This is a genomic window from Picosynechococcus sp. PCC 7002, assembly GCF_963860125.1.
In the GTDB taxonomy this organism is placed as follows: Bacteria; Cyanobacteriota; Cyanobacteriia; order Cyanobacteriales; family MRBY01; genus MRBY01.
Genome location: NZ_CAWLFA010000001.1, coordinates 1,950,844 through 1,966,276, shown reverse-complemented (window position 1 = coordinate 1,966,276; position 15,433 = coordinate 1,950,844). Strand labels below are relative to the sequence as shown.

The 15,433-nt window shown below is 48.5% G+C and carries 15 protein-coding genes; 4 read left to right on the top strand and 11 right to left on the bottom strand.

The genetic code is table 11. The features are described 5' to 3' along the window. Positions 1-67: 67 nt before the first annotated feature. Genes AACQ84_RS09535 through AACQ84_RS09510 form a run of 6 tightly spaced genes read right to left on the bottom strand, consistent with a single transcriptional unit; the run spans position 68 to position 2,741 of the window. Positions 68-361, bottom strand: coding sequence for a hypothetical protein (locus AACQ84_RS09535; RefSeq protein WP_012307486.1), 294 nt, complete (start codon positions 359-361; stop codon positions 68-70). Next, complete coding sequence (locus AACQ84_RS09530) at positions 358-573, bottom strand: hypothetical protein (protein ID WP_012307485.1); 216 nt, start codon at positions 571-573, stop codon at positions 358-360. The genes AACQ84_RS09535 and AACQ84_RS09530 overlap by 4 nt, the downstream gene beginning before the upstream one ends. Next, positions 570-1,052: a hypothetical protein gene (locus tag AACQ84_RS09525; protein WP_012307484.1), complete on the bottom strand. Its 483-nt coding sequence runs from the start codon at positions 1,050-1,052 to the stop codon at positions 570-572. Before AACQ84_RS09525 ends, AACQ84_RS09530 begins: the two co-directional genes overlap by 4 nt. Next, a complete protein-coding gene (locus AACQ84_RS09520; RefSeq protein WP_012307483.1) occupies positions 1,043-1,258 on the bottom strand; it encodes a hypothetical protein in 216 nt (71 codons plus the stop codon). The genes AACQ84_RS09525 and AACQ84_RS09520 overlap by 10 nt, the downstream gene beginning before the upstream one ends. A gap of 3 nt (positions 1,259-1,261) precedes the next feature. Beyond that, on the bottom strand, positions 1,262-1,912 hold the full coding sequence (locus AACQ84_RS09515) for a hypothetical protein (protein WP_012307482.1): 651 nt from the start codon (positions 1,910-1,912) through the stop codon (positions 1,262-1,264). Positions 1,913-1,964: 52 nt separating this feature from the next. Beyond that, complete coding sequence (locus AACQ84_RS09510) at positions 1,965-2,741, bottom strand: hypothetical protein (RefSeq protein ID WP_012307481.1); 777 nt, start codon at positions 2,739-2,741, stop codon at positions 1,965-1,967. 417 nt (positions 2,742-3,158) lie between these two features. Between AACQ84_RS09510 and AACQ84_RS09505 the strand changes: the two genes are divergently transcribed. From AACQ84_RS09505 to AACQ84_RS09490, 4 genes are all read left to right on the top strand, one after another. Next, positions 3,159-3,797 (top strand): hypothetical protein, encoded by a 639-nt coding sequence (locus AACQ84_RS09505; RefSeq protein WP_012307480.1) that lies wholly within the window; start codon positions 3,159-3,161, stop codon positions 3,795-3,797. Positions 3,798-3,842: 45 nt separating this feature from the next. Beyond that, entirely contained in the window at positions 3,843-4,331 is a 489-nt protein-coding gene (locus AACQ84_RS09500; RefSeq protein ID WP_012307479.1) for a hypothetical protein, read from the top strand. Positions 4,332-4,426: 95 nt separating this feature from the next. Next, entirely contained in the window at positions 4,427-6,340 is a 1,914-nt protein-coding gene (locus AACQ84_RS09495) for a hypothetical protein (RefSeq protein ID WP_012307478.1), read from the top strand. Further along, complete coding sequence (locus AACQ84_RS09490) at positions 6,340-7,842, top strand: hypothetical protein (RefSeq protein ID WP_012307477.1); 1,503 nt, start codon at positions 6,340-6,342, stop codon at positions 7,840-7,842. The genes AACQ84_RS09495 and AACQ84_RS09490 overlap by 1 nt, the downstream gene beginning before the upstream one ends. Before the next feature lie 381 nt (positions 7,843-8,223). Here AACQ84_RS09490 and glgB read toward each other — a convergent pair whose 3' ends face one another. The 5 genes from glgB to AACQ84_RS09465 form a co-directional block, all read right to left on the bottom strand. Continuing rightward, on the bottom strand, positions 8,224-10,557 hold the full coding sequence (glgB, locus tag AACQ84_RS09485) for a 1,4-alpha-glucan branching protein GlgB (protein WP_012307476.1): 2,334 nt from the start codon (positions 10,555-10,557) through the stop codon (positions 8,224-8,226). Positions 10,558-10,906: 349 nt separating this feature from the next. After that, positions 10,907-11,686, bottom strand: a complete 780-nt coding sequence (gene gloB, locus AACQ84_RS09480) for a hydroxyacylglutathione hydrolase (RefSeq protein ID WP_012307475.1) — start codon at positions 11,684-11,686, stop codon at positions 10,907-10,909. Between the two features lie 70 nt (positions 11,687-11,756). Next, positions 11,757-12,671, bottom strand: coding sequence for a branched-chain amino acid transaminase (locus tag AACQ84_RS09475; RefSeq protein ID WP_012307474.1), 915 nt, complete (start codon positions 12,669-12,671; stop codon positions 11,757-11,759). A 61-nt stretch (positions 12,672-12,732) separates the two neighbouring features. Beyond that, a complete protein-coding gene (locus tag AACQ84_RS09470; protein WP_012307473.1) occupies positions 12,733-14,535 on the bottom strand; it encodes a M61 family metallopeptidase in 1,803 nt (600 codons plus the stop codon). Between the two features lie 16 nt (positions 14,536-14,551). After that, entirely contained in the window at positions 14,552-15,232 is a 681-nt protein-coding gene (locus AACQ84_RS09465; RefSeq protein ID WP_012307472.1) for a Crp/Fnr family transcriptional regulator, read from the bottom strand. Between the last annotated feature and the right edge of the window lie 201 nt (positions 15,233-15,433).

The following is a 15,433-nucleotide window of genomic DNA, read 5'->3' as shown; positions in this document are numbered from 1 at the left end:
TGTGCGATTGCTCCCCGCAGGGTTCTCCCGGTAACCGATTTGTGATTTTGCTGTGCTTAAAATTTTCTCAATCATGGCGCCCTTCCAAGTTTTCAAGACTGATCCGAACCGTCCCTGCCAAGTAATTAAGTTGCCGCTCCATGCGGTCTAGCCTTGCATCGGTTAGCTCGGTGAGGTGATCGAGCTTTCCCCACATCGCGTTTAGTTGGCGGTGGATTTCGCCTAGGTCTTCCTCCATCTCTTCAGGGAGATTCTTTAGTAAATGCCAATGCTTATAAATGTTTAGTCCGGCGCGGATCGCCCCCCAAACTGTCGCCACAAGGATCGTTAGGTTGACTAAAAGTTGGGTAATTTCGTTCACGGTTGAATCGTTGTAATTTCCAGTTCGTAGGGCAGGTTGATGGAGTCCTCGATCACCTGTTTGATTTCTGCCAGCGTCACTTGTTGCCCAGTCCCCACAAGCCGCGATTCTAGAGCAGAAATTTCCGCCTCGATTTTGGCGTGGAGCGATTCGATCAACCGACCCTCAAGGGCTGCGATATCTTCTTTCGTGGCAATCTGGGGGCAGCTCATTGTCTTCGGAATAACCTAAAAATGCGCGTTGTTTCAGACGCGGGTGCTGGAGCAGGCTCCTGGGTGGGGTAGGTGACATTGCTATCAATTTTTTCTAGGAGCTGACACGACCAACGGCGATCAATGGCCAGCCGCCGCGCATACCGAGAATCAGAAAGCTTTACTTGGTATTGCCGCTGGGGAAGCGGATCATTCATCAAATCTGGAGGATAGGGATATTGCAAAATCTCCGGCTCATCCTTGGGGTAAAGCCTGAGCCAATTCCGATCAAACCAATAGCTAGACCCCGAAAAGTAAACCCCCCGGAGATAACCCCAGGGGTGCTGGGCATTAAACCCAGCTTCTGGGACTTCCGAAAAATAGATGATTCTCAGGGCAGTAGTAGGGGAATTGGTGAAAAGTGGTAAAAATTGCCAGTCAAAGGTAGGCCGCACAACCCCTAGATTTTCCCAAACCCCAAAGCTATCAACTACTGCCATTCATCTTCTCCCATGGCCTCCAGGCGCTCGTCATACTCTCCCCCTTCGACATAATCGATCATCTCGGCCCTAGTCGCAGGGCGCATTAACCCAGTGGCATGATCCACCACAAAGGCAATTTCCTCTGAGGCGTGGTTTTGCCAGCCTGGGGGCCGCGCCGTCTGCAATGTCAAATTGAATAAAGGATTATCAGGAAGGATGAGCATGGGTTAGTTCGCCGTTACGCCATAGAGGGCCGCAAAGTGCCCCTGGTTGTAAAAACCAGCATCTTTCTCCTTAAACAAACCGCCACTATTTAGCAGTTCATTTGCCTGAGAGGGGTCTGTTTTGGAGCTAAACACGGATCCGTCTTCCAGATCGTAGGAGTAGCTAGGCAGGCGCGGGAATTCTGCCCCATAGACTAGCTCTCCAGTATCTGCAGAAGTCGCAAGCCGTACCCCATATTGAGACGGGAAACCAGCCGCGGCCCCTCGACCGCCGCTATCCAGCGCATTGGAGAGAAAAGCAACCTTGATCCCGTTCACCGTGGCGAAATAGGTATCCGAGTGGTTGCCCCCTTGAATTTTGCTGGGCTTGGCACGAGTGATCGAATAGCGATCTGCTCTTAAAGCCGCAATTCTATTTGTGGAGCAATAAGACCCCTCATAACCGGTCTCTGTCCGTCTGGAAGCCCGCGCCGGCTTCGGGGAGTTTGCCCCAATCACCAGATTTTGAATAGAAACACCATTGGCGATCACCGTTTGCCCAAAGTTATCCCGGAGAGAATCCCGGAGGCGGGAACGAAAGCCATATTTAAGTTCACCACCACCTAAAGGCATGGTGACGAATACTAACGTTGCAGTTTCACGATTTCTAGCCATTTGTAAACCTCAAAATAAATAATTTATTCCCCTTTAAAACCGGAGATTAAGCCTAAAGGGTGACTACATTTACGTCGAAGGTTTGGGCCGCTTGGTCAAGGGCAACTTGCACCGTCCAAGAAGTCGTGAACTGAAGCAAACCAAGTTTAGGTAAATCTGCTGCGGCGATCCCAGTGGTGGGGTCAGTCTCAGCGGTGGCCGCAGGTGCCAGGGTAAAGGTCGTTCCTGCGGGTCGGGTAGTAGTGGTCACCCCAGAGGCAACGGAAGCAGTCCGAATCGGCAATAGATCGGGCATGGAACGAATCATGGCCGCGACGAAATCACGGTTATCAACGCCGGTGATCGCCGCCGGATCAGCACCACCAAAATCAGCCAGGTCAGCGTAGGGAATCACGACGCCTTCTCCAGAAATCGCGCCCTCAGCAGCAACCTCGGCAGCATTGGCGAAAAGGTCATCAATTGCGAACCCGCCGATGCCGGAATTCGCCCCAGAAGCAGGCAAGGGGATCTGGCCCACCGTCTCAGTTTCTAAATCGGCAATGTATTGGCAAGCAAAGGAATAAGTCAGGTTATCCAAGCTGTCGGAAACAGAAGCCTTAGCCCGCGTGGAAGTCATGCCCACAATGTCGGCGCTGTTGGCGGAAACATAGGTATGGATCGCGTTGGCAATGGCGAGAGCTGCTTTGCTTTCCTTAGTGGCTTGGGTCTCGCTGTCAGCAAACTCCCCCGCAACTACCCCAGGCAAATCGGCGATCGGTAAAAACAAACCAGCGGGAACCCCGTTAGATGCCCCTGCGCTCACGGAACTTTCAAAGAACGTTAAAGCCATGAAAAAAATCCTCAAATAGTCCCTAGCGATTCATCCCAAAAACGCTAGAAAGCTTGTGTTGTCTAAACTCTAGCAATCGAACCTGTTAGTGTCACGTACTATCGTTAAACTAGGTCTCTGCGTAGTACGCAGTTAAAAAAAACGGGAATTTAATTCCTTGGTTATCATTGTGATAATTAATTGACTGTATAGGCATGGATAAATATGGCGATTTGGTTTTGTACCCTTTACTGGGGACAAATTCCAAGCGGGCCTTGCAAAGAGTCAGAAGAAGGGGGTACAAACCCTATCACTATCGCCCCAGAGCTAGGCTGCTTTATCGCCTTGCTGAGGAAATGGATTGGACGATTGATCGGGTTTATAACCAACTATTGAAAGAACGCTCTATCCTGCTGCGGATGAACCGGGAGGTAAATAATGGCGACTTGTGATTGTAGCGGCGCAAGTCGCGCTTATGTGATTGTTAACCCGAACAGCGTTAACCGCCGGGAAATCTTAAGCCTTAATCCCCCCATCTGCCACGACGTAAAAACCAAGGGGCTGCTAATCAATGGATCGCCCTGGACTGCCCCAAAAGAGATCCAATCATGGGAGACAGAGCAGTTACCTACAGGCCCTTTATTAGTAGCAAATGGGATGTTTTCTTACAATGCAGCTTTACAACAACCTATTTGTTTACAGTCCACAAATGCACCAGACATCAATGTTTTTCACCCTAGCCTTTTCTCTCAATCTGGAATTAGCAACACAACAGGGTTACAGACTCTAAGCGAGGGATTTTCTCTAGAAAATACTCGTGGAGGGGCTGCAAGCGGCCATAGTGGAACGGTGAATTGTAGAAAATTCCATAAACACAATTGCAACTGGGGAGAAATAAGTTTTAATGGCGGCCCCTTTAGGCAATTAGGGTCTGGGCGTCTCTATTATTCTTCCCCAGGTAATTGCATTCTAACTATCACCTACACAGACAACACAACACAAGAATTAATTTATGATGAATGTCCCGCAGTTGAGCCGTTGCAATGCCTGGAAATAACCGACCAAGGGGCGTATTAGCTGATATTTGCCCCTACAACGGAGAGCAAATAGCCTTTCAATGCGATGAGCGCAAATGTCCGCCGGAAACGTGCTGCGAATTGGAATGCGGGGGCGGTCGGGTGTGTTGCTATGGGCCGAACAGTGGGACGGCGATTGATTCTTTTATTCGGAGGACTTAATTTAATGGCGCTTACTCTACAGGACTTTGGGGGACAATTTTCCCCGTCAACAATCACTTTTAACATCGCGGATCTCAATGCCAAATTAGAGGCTGCTGGGTTGCCAAAGTGGGATGACCCAAGAAACGCAATTGAGCCGTTTTTTTGGATATTGTTGAGGCTTTTTTATTCAACACAGATTGATTTCTCCCAGGTGAGCGGCGTTTTATTTAATCAGCAAGATTTAGAAAATCAATCGCGAACCTTAAGAGTTAGTCGGGTTAATCTTTCGCCTACTATTTTGTCAGCCAGTTCGATTTCGGCTCGCGAGCTGTACACCTTGCAATTTAATTTTGTTGGAGCGAATGATTTAACTGATCCAGATTTACTTTAAGGGGTGTTATGGGCTGTTTGAATGTGGGCTGCTTTACGGTGTTTGTGATTTTTGTGATTATTTCACTGCTGATTTTGTCGGGGGTCATCCTTTAAATGTCTTGTCCAAATCTGGCGACAAAATCGGATATATCGGCCCTTGAGGGGAGAATTTTAGAGGCGCTTTCGGGGCTGGCAACCAAAGGTGATATCTCTGACCTGGAATCGAAAATTGATAGCTTTAGATCCACTATTGAAGATCGTTTAAGCAGCTTAAATAGTCGAATTAGTGGCCTTGATTCAAAATTGGATGATGCGTTGGCGGCATTGGGGCGGATCGAGGATTTGCTAGAGGGCACAAACGGGCGAATCAGCAGTATTTGGGATGCAATTTCCAATATTGTGGAATCTTTGGTTAGCCTAATCCGCGATCCAATTGTGGCGGCGATCAATGCCCAACGGGCTTTAGTTGAGGGGCTTTTTGATTCGCTCCAAGAATTTATCAGGGGGTATTTTGATGGAATTCAGGCCTTTATAGATGGGGCGTTTGCTTCTCAAAAGGCTTTTATTGATGGTTTTTTTGGGAGTATCCAAACCCTGATCCAGGAATATTTTGGCCTGGTGCGGGATTTGGTTCGCCGAACGAATGAAGAAATAGGGGAGGTTTTAGCTCTAGTTAGAGGATTGGGGGACGATGTGGCGAGTCTCCGAAGTTTGGCCGCCGAAATTCGGCAAGCAGTAAGCGAGAATGGGTCAACATTACGGGTAATTTCCTCGACTCAACTCCCACAATTGGTTAGCTTATGCCGGGATATTGGGGAGGGAGTAGCAGCCCTGCGAGGGGTGGCGACAGAAATCCGGCAAGCAGTAAGCGAGAATGGGTCAACATTACGGGTAATTTCCTCGACTCAACTCCCACAATTGGTTAGCTTATGCCGGGATATTGGGGAGGGAGTAGCAGCCCTGCGAGGGGTGGCGACAGAAATCCGGCAATCAGTAGCTGAAAATGGGTCAACATTACGGGTAATCTCCTCGACCCAGCTCCCACAATTGGTTAGCTTATGCCGGGATATTGGGGAGGGAGTAGAGGCTTTACCTGGGGATGTTTGGGGTTATGGCCTGAGCTGCGGCCCTGCTGGGAGTGCGGTTTGTCGATCCCTGTCTGCTGCGGAAGATCCAGAGAAAAACTTTAGTGATGATGACCGCCAGAAGCTTGACGATATTAAGGATGACCTGGACAACTTGGGGAATGATTTGGAGGCGATCGCCAAAGTGACAGGCGTCCCAGATTTCCCTGGAAAGCTGCCTAAATCGTTACTAGGAGATGACAACCTCAAGGGAGAAACTGAAGTAGAAAGCATCCCCCAGTTCATCCTGTGGCTAACAAAACAGCTTGATGCTTTAGTGGGAGAATTTCCGGTGAGTATCGAAGTCACAGACAATGATTTGACTCAATCAGGGAACCAAAAACAAACCATTCAGCTCCGGAATATCGCCGAAGCCTTTGCCGAGCTGTACGGGCAGGGAGTCTTAACCACAACCCATCAATCAGTGCAAACAAATGGCCTTGTCCGGGTGGGAACAGAATTAACATCATTAAAAGTGATGGTGGCCGTAGCCCAGGATTTAATCATGGCCACGACTGAATTCCTTGGGTTCAAAACCAAGCAAAAAAGAAGGGATATCGATACATCTTTTACCCTCAAAAAATCAGGCGATAACAATTACACTCTGGCTAATTTTCTTGACTCCGACAAAATTTCCTACAAAGGCTATGAATTTGATGACGATGACATCCTGATCGAATATTTGCCCCAGTTGATGTATGGCGTCTCCCTCATTAAAGCGGCCACCCTCCGAGGTGAAGATGATGTGAACGAAATTGAGGATCGCGTCAAGGAAGTCTTGGAGGATGGGGCTTCCGCTTGGGATAAATTCCAGGAAATTGTCAACAATCCCGATTCTGAATACAACATCGATCAAGACGTGAAATTCAAAATTACTGACCGCGATGTGGAGATTGATGAATAATGGCTTTTGAGCTGGACATCGGCGATCTGATTAGCCGCCAAATTAGGGTAGAGGTCGCCCCAGAAGGCCGAGAGATTGGTGATCTTCTTGATGTTTTCGAGGATGACAGCGGGGGCTTCCTTGGGAGAATCTTCTCGTTTACCAAGCAATTAATCGGGTTTGCTTTAAAGGCAATCCCGGTAATTAGATTTCCTTTTTCTTCTCTGTTTGGCTGGGCTGTCCAAGCTTTTAACTTTATTCGCTTCTTTGATTGGAATGCCTCAGACGCCGAATTACAAGCCGGAATCAAACAGCGCAATTTAGCGGTGGCTGATGCCTGGGGCGCTTTCTTTGGGCAATTAGCCGGGACGCTGGTCGTGGGAGGCTTGGGGGCACTGGGGGCGCTATATATTCCCGCCATTGGGGGCAAAATGTTGGCAATCTCAACCCTCGTCAAGCTGTTTAAAGAACGGGGGGATGAAGTTTTCGAGGAATTGCGCTTTGCTGTTCGACAATCAGCAGTCGTCTTTGGAGAGAAAAAATTTATTCAAGCCTATATTCGTATCCGTCGCCTAATCAAAAATCGTTTCCCTCAGTTAAAGAACTGGGGCGCTGACGATGGCGATCGCTGGACATTTGCTGAGAAATTTGAAGAGAAAATCGACAGCATCGAAAATGATGGCCTCCGGACATTTTTAGAATCCTTCTTTGATGAATTTGAGGAAGCCTTTATCGAAGGGGGCTATGTGATTGCGGGCTATTGGGACAACCTTATGGCCCAAACCAATGAGAATCGCCTAGAAATCCTAGGGGAAGACAAGGCCGGAACCATTCAGCTCAGGGCTGGGGGAGAAGATACGCCATTCTTGCGTTACATCCAGCTCCCCTCTAATTTGGCGATCTCCGGTCTCCAGCACCAAATGAATACCTACCGGTCTTTCCAAGGATTAAGAATTGGGGAGTATGGTGGAGAGCCGACCGAGCCGGATAATACCCTACGCCCCTACCTCCGCACCGCCAAAATTATCATGCGGTCTGGGAGTGAAAAGCCACCATTCACGAATCCCGACGGCACCATTAGCAGCCGCCATCAGATCACCCTGAAATCCCTAAAGCCAGATTTACGTTGGCGAGATTTTAAGCGGGTGTTCCGTCGCCACACCTGGGGGCCATGGAAAATCGAAGTAGTCCTCCAGAGCCGCGCCTCGATTTGGCTCTATGCTGACAGTCGAGAAAATGGGGTGCTATTTGCGCGGGAAATTGTGGACGAGCTGATCGAGGAAGATGCAATTCGGATCGCCGCCACGATTGAGGAAGTTGACCCAAGGGTGACCCAACGGCCCAAAGTAATTTATCCCCAGGAGGTCTATATCACCCTCAAGCGGGCGATCGCCTCTGGGAGGATTATAGATTTGTCGGGGAAACGCTGGGAGCAACAAAAGTTTACTTATGATCTGTGGCCGGACGATGAGCCATTCGGGACGCCACAATTTATTACAAATTTTCCGGTCGATCCGACCTAATCAAAAGGTGATTTTAGGCAAAATTTAGGCAAGAATTAAAAAGAAGTCCTCAAATCCTTTCCTAGTGGCCTTTCTGGAATAACAATGGGTGTCTGCAAAACCTCCACTCCCCAGTTCGAATCTGGGTACCACCTTATTTTAAAAAAAAATCAATCTTAAGCTCTCTTTATCGCAAGGATTTTTATCTATTTTTTTGGATATTTAGTTCAACCGAGACTGAGCAAAGCATGTCTTTTAGAACAACTCTAGGAGACGACAAATCACTAAAAAAACGACATAAATTTATACCCAGTTCCCCTTTAACCCAACAAAAAAAGGTCTGGAGACAAACTCCCAGACCCTGTAAATATAGTTCAACAGCTAACGACAAAATTTTATTTTTTATATTTCGCCGGATAGAGCCTTGGCTTTATCGGCCTGTTTTTGAGCAAGCATTGCGGCTGTTTTTTCTCGATCAATTTTTAGGACAACCACGCCGAGGGGCGGCAAACACAGATCAATGGAATAGGGAAGATTATGGAAGCGCCAATCTTCAGTCCAAACGCCGCCGAAGTTGAGTAGATTACTCCCCCCAAAGGTTTCGGCATCACTATTCAAAATTTCTTGATAGTAGCCCTCTTCTGGAATGCCAATTCGATAATGGCTATGGGGTTGCGGCGTAAAATTGCAGACCACAACTAAAAAATCATTGGGATCTTTTGCCCGTCGAATAAAGGAAAGAACACTATTTTGATTGTCAGAACAGTCAATCCATTGGAATCCTTCCTCTTCAAAATCCCGTTCGTAAAGGGCCGGTTCCTGTTTATAGAGACTATTTAATGCCCCGAAGAAACCTTTGAGTTTGGCGTGGGGTTCATGTTGCAGTAAATCCCAACTCAAGTCACTCCAAACATTCCACTCATTCCATTGGCCAAATTCCATGCTCATAAACATGGTCTTTTTACCAGGATGGGTAAACATATAGGCGAATAAAGCCCGCACATTGGCAAATTTCTGCCATTCATCCCCCGGCATTTTGCCAATAATCGAGCTCTTACCATGGACGACTTCATCGTGGGAAAGGGCCAACATGTAGTTCTCGCTGTGATGATACCACATACTGAAGGTAATGCTGTTTTGGTGGTGCTGCCGGAACCAGGGATCCATGCTGAAGTATTTGAGATTGTCGTGCATCCAGCCCATATTCCACTTGAGGTTGAAGCCGAGGCCACCGAGGTAAGTGGGACGAGAAACCATGGGCCAAGCCGTGGACTCTTCGGCAACGGAGATAATCCCTGGATAGTACTTGAAGATGAGATTGTTGGTTTGGCGGAGAAATTCTACGGCTTCGAGGTGTTCGTTGCCGCCGTAGTCATTGGGAAGCCACTCGCCATCTTCCCGGTCGTAGTCGAGGTAGAGCATTGATGCCACTGCATCGACCCGAATGCCATCGATGTGATATTTATCAAACCAGAATAGGGCATTGGCAATGAGGAAGTTGCGAACCTCATTGCGATTGTAGTTAAAGATCAGGGTGCCCCAGCCTTTGTGCTCACCTTTGCGGGGATCGGCGTGTTCATAGAGATGGGTGCCATCGAAGTAAGCGAGACCATGGGCATCCTTAGGGAAATGGCCAGGAACCCAGTCAACGATCACCCCGATACCATTGGCGTGGCATTGATCGATGAAATACATCAGGTCTTCGGGATTGCCAAAGCGGGAAGTGGGGGAATAGTAGCCGGTCACTTGGTAGCCCCAGGAACCGTCAAAGGGATGTTCAGCGACAGGCAGTAGCTCGATGTGGGTGTAGCCCATGTCCTTAACGTAGGGGATGAGCTTATCAACCAGTTCGTAATAGCTCAGGAAGCGGGCACCGGGTTTTTGATCGCCCACGGGAATGGGATCGACTTCACCGGAAAGGAGTTGCATTTTTTCGGTGGCGGAACCATGGAGCCAGGAGCCGAGGTGTAGTTCGTAGATGGAAACAGGATTTTTGAGGGGGTCTTGTTTGGCACGTTGTTCTAGCCAATCGTGATCCTGCCATTGGTACTGGTCGAGGTCAGCAACGATGGAGGCAGTGTCGGGGCGCACTTCCCGGAGAAAGCCGTAGGGGTCTGATTTTTCGTAGATGTGGCCGTGTTGGTTTTTGATTTCGTATTTGTATTTGGTGTTGGGGCCGAGGTCAGGAATGAAAATTCCCCAGATACCAACGTTTAAACGGCGCATTTGGTGTTTGCGACCATCCCAGTTGTTAAAGTCGCCCAGGATGGAGACGTTGCGGGCATTGGGCGCCCAAACGGCAAAGTAAACGCCTTTGATGCCATCGACTTCGACGAGGTGTGCCCCCAGTTTGTTGTAGATGCGGTGGTGATTCCCTTCGGCAAAGAGGTGGAGATCGAGATCGCTAATGTGGGGGGCTTCGGCAAAGGCATAGGGATCGTTGATGATGTGTTGGCGATCGCCTTCTTGGAGCTTCAGTTGATATTTCGGTGTTGTTTCACTCTGGAGGGTGCATTCAAAAAAGTGGGGATGATGCACCGTTGTCATCGGGTGTTCCGTTTGGGAAGGGGTATCAATCACCCAAGCTTGGCTAGCAGAAGGTAAATAAGCGCGAATTGACCAGGTTTTCGGATTGGGATCGTCGTTGGTGGGATGACAACCCAAGACAGCATGGGGGTTGTCATGGTGGTTAGAAACAATTTGGTTGATCTGGTCTGGAGTGAGGAGAGTAGGCATTATGGCAATTACCGAAAATCGATTAGAGGTTTATTAAAGGAATTTTTTTGTTTGGCGATATGGAACAAGGCTAGCTCAGGATAGGGTAATCCGAGGGAGATTATAGGACGTGGTGGGCGTTTGGAAATGATTGTGACAAAGAGGATAGGGGAGAAATGTCGTGTGTGATACCTTGCTCCTGATTGGAGGCCCTGGGGTTCACTTTTCAGGAAAAAAGAAGAGAAAACTATAAATTGAGCCTTATTTTAGGGGATTGATCCTCACTGTAAACGGTTTTAGCAAATCCACAATCGTTCCCCTGGGGTATGGTTGAATTTTTTTATGGAAGTCGCTGCCACCAGTTTAAACTTCAAAAGAGATCCCGTTTGCCGCGCAATTTTGTAAAAACTCGCAGGGGATCTGTTGTCTTTAAGTTAGCTTGCAGTTGGCGATCGCTACAGCGCAAAAAAGGATTTGTCTGTTTTTCTAAAGCTAACACCGTTGGAATGGTCGGTTTCTGGCGTTGTCGTTGGGTCTGCACTTGCTGAAAACGTCTCTGAAGAGCCTCATTTTCTGGATCAACCGTCAAGGAAAATTTAATATTTTTCAGGGTGTACTCATGGGCACACCAGATATTCGTGTTGTCCGGCAAATCACAAATTTGTTGGAGCGAGGCAAAAAGTTGAGCAGGCGTTCCTTCCAAAAGACGACCACAGCCATTGGCAAACAGCGTATCGCCACAAAATAAATCGCCACTGTCTTCGGGCTGTAGGGGAGGGAAATAGTAGGCGATGTGACCTTGGGTATGGCCTGGCACAAACAAAATTTCGACGGTGCGATTAAATAAATCTAAGTGATTACCAGCCTTAAGGCTCACCGTTTGGCCTGGAATACGTCTTTTTTGTAAATCTATCTCGCTACCATACACAGCCGCTGCGGGAAAATGACTTAATAGTTGACGATTGCCACCCACATGGTCAGCATGATGGTGCGTAATCAGAATGGTCTTAAGCGTTAAATCTTCTTTACTTAGATACTCCAGAACAACCTTAGCGTCGCCTGGATCAACAACCGCACAATCCCCTGTAGCTCGATCAACCAAGAGAAAAATATAGTTATCGTTAAAAGCTGGTAAACGAATAATTTCCATGCCGGAATGTCCCCCATGAGTCACTGATGCTGATCATAACAAGGGGGATTTTGTACGAAAAAACGAGTCATTAATCGAGGGAAATTTTATAAACCCACTCCGCAAACTCTGGATCGCGGTTTTCTGTGATTGCCGTTAGTTTTTCTCGCAATTTCTCAGTGATGGGCCGTTCCTTGGGCAAGGTATAGTTTTCGATGCGCTTCACGGGGGTGACTTTGGCCGCCGTCCCACTTAAAAAGACCTCATCGGCAATTAGAAGCTCTGATTTATCAATGGGGCGTTCGATCACGTCGATACCCAGATGTTTAGCAAGGGTAACGACGCTGTCACGGGTAATGCCTTCGAGAATATCCTGGTCAGAACCAGGGGTGATCAGTTTGCCATCGCGGACGATAAAGACGTTCATCCCAGATGCTTCACAAACTTTCCCTTGGGAATTCATTAGCAATGCTTCGTCAAATCCAGAGGCAACGGCTTCGGTTTTGGCTAGGGCCGAAGCAATGTAAGCACCGCTAATTTTGCCCCGGAGTGGAAAACTCCGGTCTTCTTGGCGTGTCCAGGAACTGATGCGACAGGCGATCCCGTCGGGGGAAAGGTAATCACCCAGTTCTAAGCCATAGACGAAGAAATCTTTTTCAATATTGTGGAGGCGGGGGGCAATGCCTAAATCAGAGGTATAGACAAAGGGGCGAATGTAAAAGGATTTTGTGGGCCGATTTTGTTTTACAAAGTCCACAATGACGTGTTCAATTTTGTCAGCCGGGAGATCGAAATGGAGAAATTTTGCGCTATTGCTGAGACGGCGGCAGTGGCGTTCGAGACGAAATAAAAGAATTTGGTTTGCGTCGGCGGGATCAGGAATACCCCGTAAGCCCCCAAAAGCCCCTGTTCCATAGTGGAGTGCGTGGGTTGCAATGGAAATATTTGCGTCAATGAAGGGAACAAATTTTCCTTGGAAATAGGCAGTGGGAAGGAAATTATGCATGGGTTGGGGGCAAACGGTAGGGTGCGAAATGAATTACAGAAAGAACAATGAAGCAAGAAATTTATCTTACCGCACCTGAATCTTTGGGATTCAGCCAGCCCTTGAGGTTTTGCAACTGCTTGGCAGAGGCTTGGGGATTTTTCACGACTTGATAACTGCTCGGTTGGGGGGCAGCGAGGGTGACGGCAAGGGTTTTCAGTTGGTCTTGGTGAAAAATCGTGATCGAAATTGTATCACCTGCTTGGTAGTTCTGAAGGCGATGGTTGAGTTGTTCGGCATTGGTGCGATAGTTGGTGATCGCCAGGAGTTCATCTTCTGGATCAATGCCCGCTTGATGGGCCGGGGAATCAACATTGACCGTTTGCACCAGGGTGCGATTGTTTTGGTCGGTGACGGTGAGACCCAGGTAGGGGAGATCTTTGTTGGTGTAGACGGGTTTAATTTGTAGACCGAAGGTTTCAAGGGCTGCGCCGAGGGGAAGTTCTGCCGTGGTATGGAGAAATTCGTGGAAAAAGTCACTCAGGTCAAAGCCCGCCACCTCACTAATTACCTGCTCCACTTGGGCCGGGGTAAAGCCAATTTCTGGTTTGCCAAATTTTTCCCACATGATCCGCAACACATCATCTAGGGATTTTTGGTTTTGGTGGCGATCGCGGATTTTGAGATCCAGTAGCATCGCCACGAGAGCACCCTTGAGATAGTAGGACATCTGGTTATTGTTGCTATGGGCCTCGCGGCGGTAGAGCTTAATCCAGGCATCAAAACTCGATTCGGCCAGGGGCTGCACCAAACGCCCAGGGGTAAGGAGATAGCGGGTGATGTCCTTGCTGAGGCTTTCAAGGAAAAAGGTCTTGTCATAGATGCCAGCCCACAACGGAATGAGCAGATCATAGTAACTGGTCACACCCTCGGCAAACCAAAGGGAAGGGGTGTAATTTTCTGTCTCGTAGTCAAAGGTTTCGAGTTCCTTGGGGCGAATGCGCTTCACATTCCAGAGGTGGAAAAATTCGTGGGCCACCAACTGCATAAAGCGGTTGTATTGGTCGGATTTTTGGAAGCCAAACCGGGGATAATTTAAAGAGCAACTTTCTTTATGTTCGAGGCCCCCATAGCCACTGCCGGACAGGTGCAACAAAAACATATATTCGTCGTAGGGCAACTCACCGCCGAAAATTTTGGCTTCGGTCTGGATGATTTTTTTGGTATCGGCGATCGCCTTTTCCGCTTCAAAATTGCCTTCCCCCCAAACGACCCAACGGTGGGGCTTCCCTTCACAGAGGAACTCATAATTTTCGTGGAGACCCACCTCCACAGGACTATCCACCAACACATCAAAATTTTCGACCCAGAAACAATTTTCCTGGTCTTCGATCAGGGGCAAGGTGGTATTTACTTCCCAGGCGATGTGGGGCGGTTCGACGGTCAAGGTACAAGCTTGGTCTTGGTAGCCCGGAATAAAGCAAAATAAAGCCGCACCGTTGAAATAACCGTGGGTACTATCAAGGTGATTGGTGCGGACGGTGAGGTCATTGGCAAAGACCCGATAGTGGACTTGGATGTCTGAGGTGTCAGCGGTTTCAACTTGCCAGTGGTTTTTCGTCACTTTGCGCCAACTGAGGTCAACACCTGCCGCTGTAGTCGCCCGAAAATCCTGGAGATGGCGGGAATATTCGCGCACCATATAAGAGCCAGGCGTCCATACGGGCATTTTTAGATCCAGCACTGCGGCTTCCCATTGGCTAATGTGAATGGTTACCTCAAACAGGTGGGTTTGGGGCTGGGGCATTGCCACTTGATAGGCGATCGCCACCGTATTTTGCGCGCTTGGGGCTGGCGTTGCCATGGAAGTTGCCGTGTGAACCATCAGAAAAAATTTACTCCTATGCTCGGTTGGCTAAATTTGTCAGTTGTTTAAAGTTGATCAAATGAATGCGACCTTCACCCATTTCGATCCACCCTTTCCCTTCCAGTTTAGACAGAATCATCTCAACTTCTTTCGTGCTGATATCAGCCACATCGGCCAGGTCAGACACCGACAATTGAATAATTTCTAGGCCCTGTTCCGTGGGTTGACCGTAGTTTTCTGCCAGGAGGAGGAGAGTTTTGACTAACTTGAGGGCGGGGGGCTGCTTGCGCCAAGAAAACCGGGCATTGGCATTACGAAGACGACGCACCATGAGTTGCAGCATTTTGTGGTGCAATTGGGGGTCTTTAAACAGTAGCTGGATAAAACGTTGGGCCGAAACACTGAATAGTTTGACCGGCGAAAGGGCCACCACATCCGTGGAACGGGGCGATTCATCTAGTACTGACATTTCCCCAAAAAAATCACCTTTGCCCATAATTGCGAGGGTCACAGTTTCACCATCCTCTGTGAGGCGGCGCACCTTAACCCAGCCGGATTCGATGAAATAGACGGCATTGCCCCAGGAGTCTTCCATTAAGACGGTGCGTTCTGCGGGATAGTCATGCTCGGTGGTGACAGACAGGAGCCATTCGATGGTTTCGGGGTTTGCGGTGCTAAAGAGGGGGAAAAGCTCGCTAAAAGCTTCAATGTCCATGAAATCTTGCCAGGATGTGCAGAATGAAACAATACAACGAATACAAGGTGATTGGCTGTTAGGCGCTATTTTCGCACGTTTTCTTTTCAGAATAGCTCACTTTCTGGTGAGGTCTAAATGGGGCGATCGCCCTACGGGAAAAGTCAGCCCCCTCACATTACAGTTTTTGTCACGATAACCATGGCGCGGGGTGTCCTTATT

Bases quoted from the DNA above. Each gene is read 5' to 3' on its own strand.
- AACQ84_RS09530 (WP_012307485.1), bottom strand. From the start codon at position 573: ATGAGCTGCCCCCAGATTGCCACGAAAGAAGATATCGCAGCCCTTGAG.
- AACQ84_RS09470 (WP_012307473.1), bottom strand. From the start codon at position 14,535: ATGGTTCACACGGCAACTTCCATGGCAACGCCAGCCCCAAGCGCGCAA.
- AACQ84_RS09505 (WP_012307480.1), top strand. From the start codon at position 3,159: ATGGCGACTTGTGATTGTAGCGGCGCAAGTCGCGCTTATGTGATTGTT.
- AACQ84_RS09500 (WP_012307479.1), top strand. From the start codon at position 3,843: ATGAGCGCAAATGTCCGCCGGAAACGTGCTGCGAATTGGAATGCGGGG.
- AACQ84_RS09465 (WP_012307472.1), bottom strand. From the start codon at position 15,232: ATGGACATTGAAGCTTTTAGCGAGCTTTTCCCCCTCTTTAGCACCGCA.
- glgB (WP_012307476.1), bottom strand. From the start codon at position 10,557: ATGCCTACTCTCCTCACTCCAGACCAGATCAACCAAATTGTTTCTAAC.
- AACQ84_RS09490 (WP_012307477.1), top strand. From the start codon at position 6,340: ATGGCTTTTGAGCTGGACATCGGCGATCTGATTAGCCGCCAAATTAGG.
- AACQ84_RS09510 (WP_012307481.1), bottom strand. From the start codon at position 2,741: ATGGCTTTAACGTTCTTTGAAAGTTCCGTGAGCGCAGGGGCATCTAAC.
- gloB (WP_012307475.1), bottom strand. From the start codon at position 11,686: ATGGAAATTATTCGTTTACCAGCTTTTAACGATAACTATATTTTTCTC.
- AACQ84_RS09495 (WP_012307478.1), top strand. From the start codon at position 4,427: ATGTCTTGTCCAAATCTGGCGACAAAATCGGATATATCGGCCCTTGAG.
- AACQ84_RS09475 (WP_012307474.1), bottom strand. From the start codon at position 12,671: ATGCATAATTTCCTTCCCACTGCCTATTTCCAAGGAAAATTTGTTCCC.
- AACQ84_RS09520 (WP_012307483.1), bottom strand. From the start codon at position 1,258: ATGCTCATCCTTCCTGATAATCCTTTATTCAATTTGACATTGCAGACG.
- AACQ84_RS09515 (WP_012307482.1), bottom strand. From the start codon at position 1,912: ATGGCTAGAAATCGTGAAACTGCAACGTTAGTATTCGTCACCATGCCT.
- AACQ84_RS09525 (WP_012307484.1), bottom strand. From the start codon at position 1,052: ATGGCAGTAGTTGATAGCTTTGGGGTTTGGGAAAATCTAGGGGTTGTG.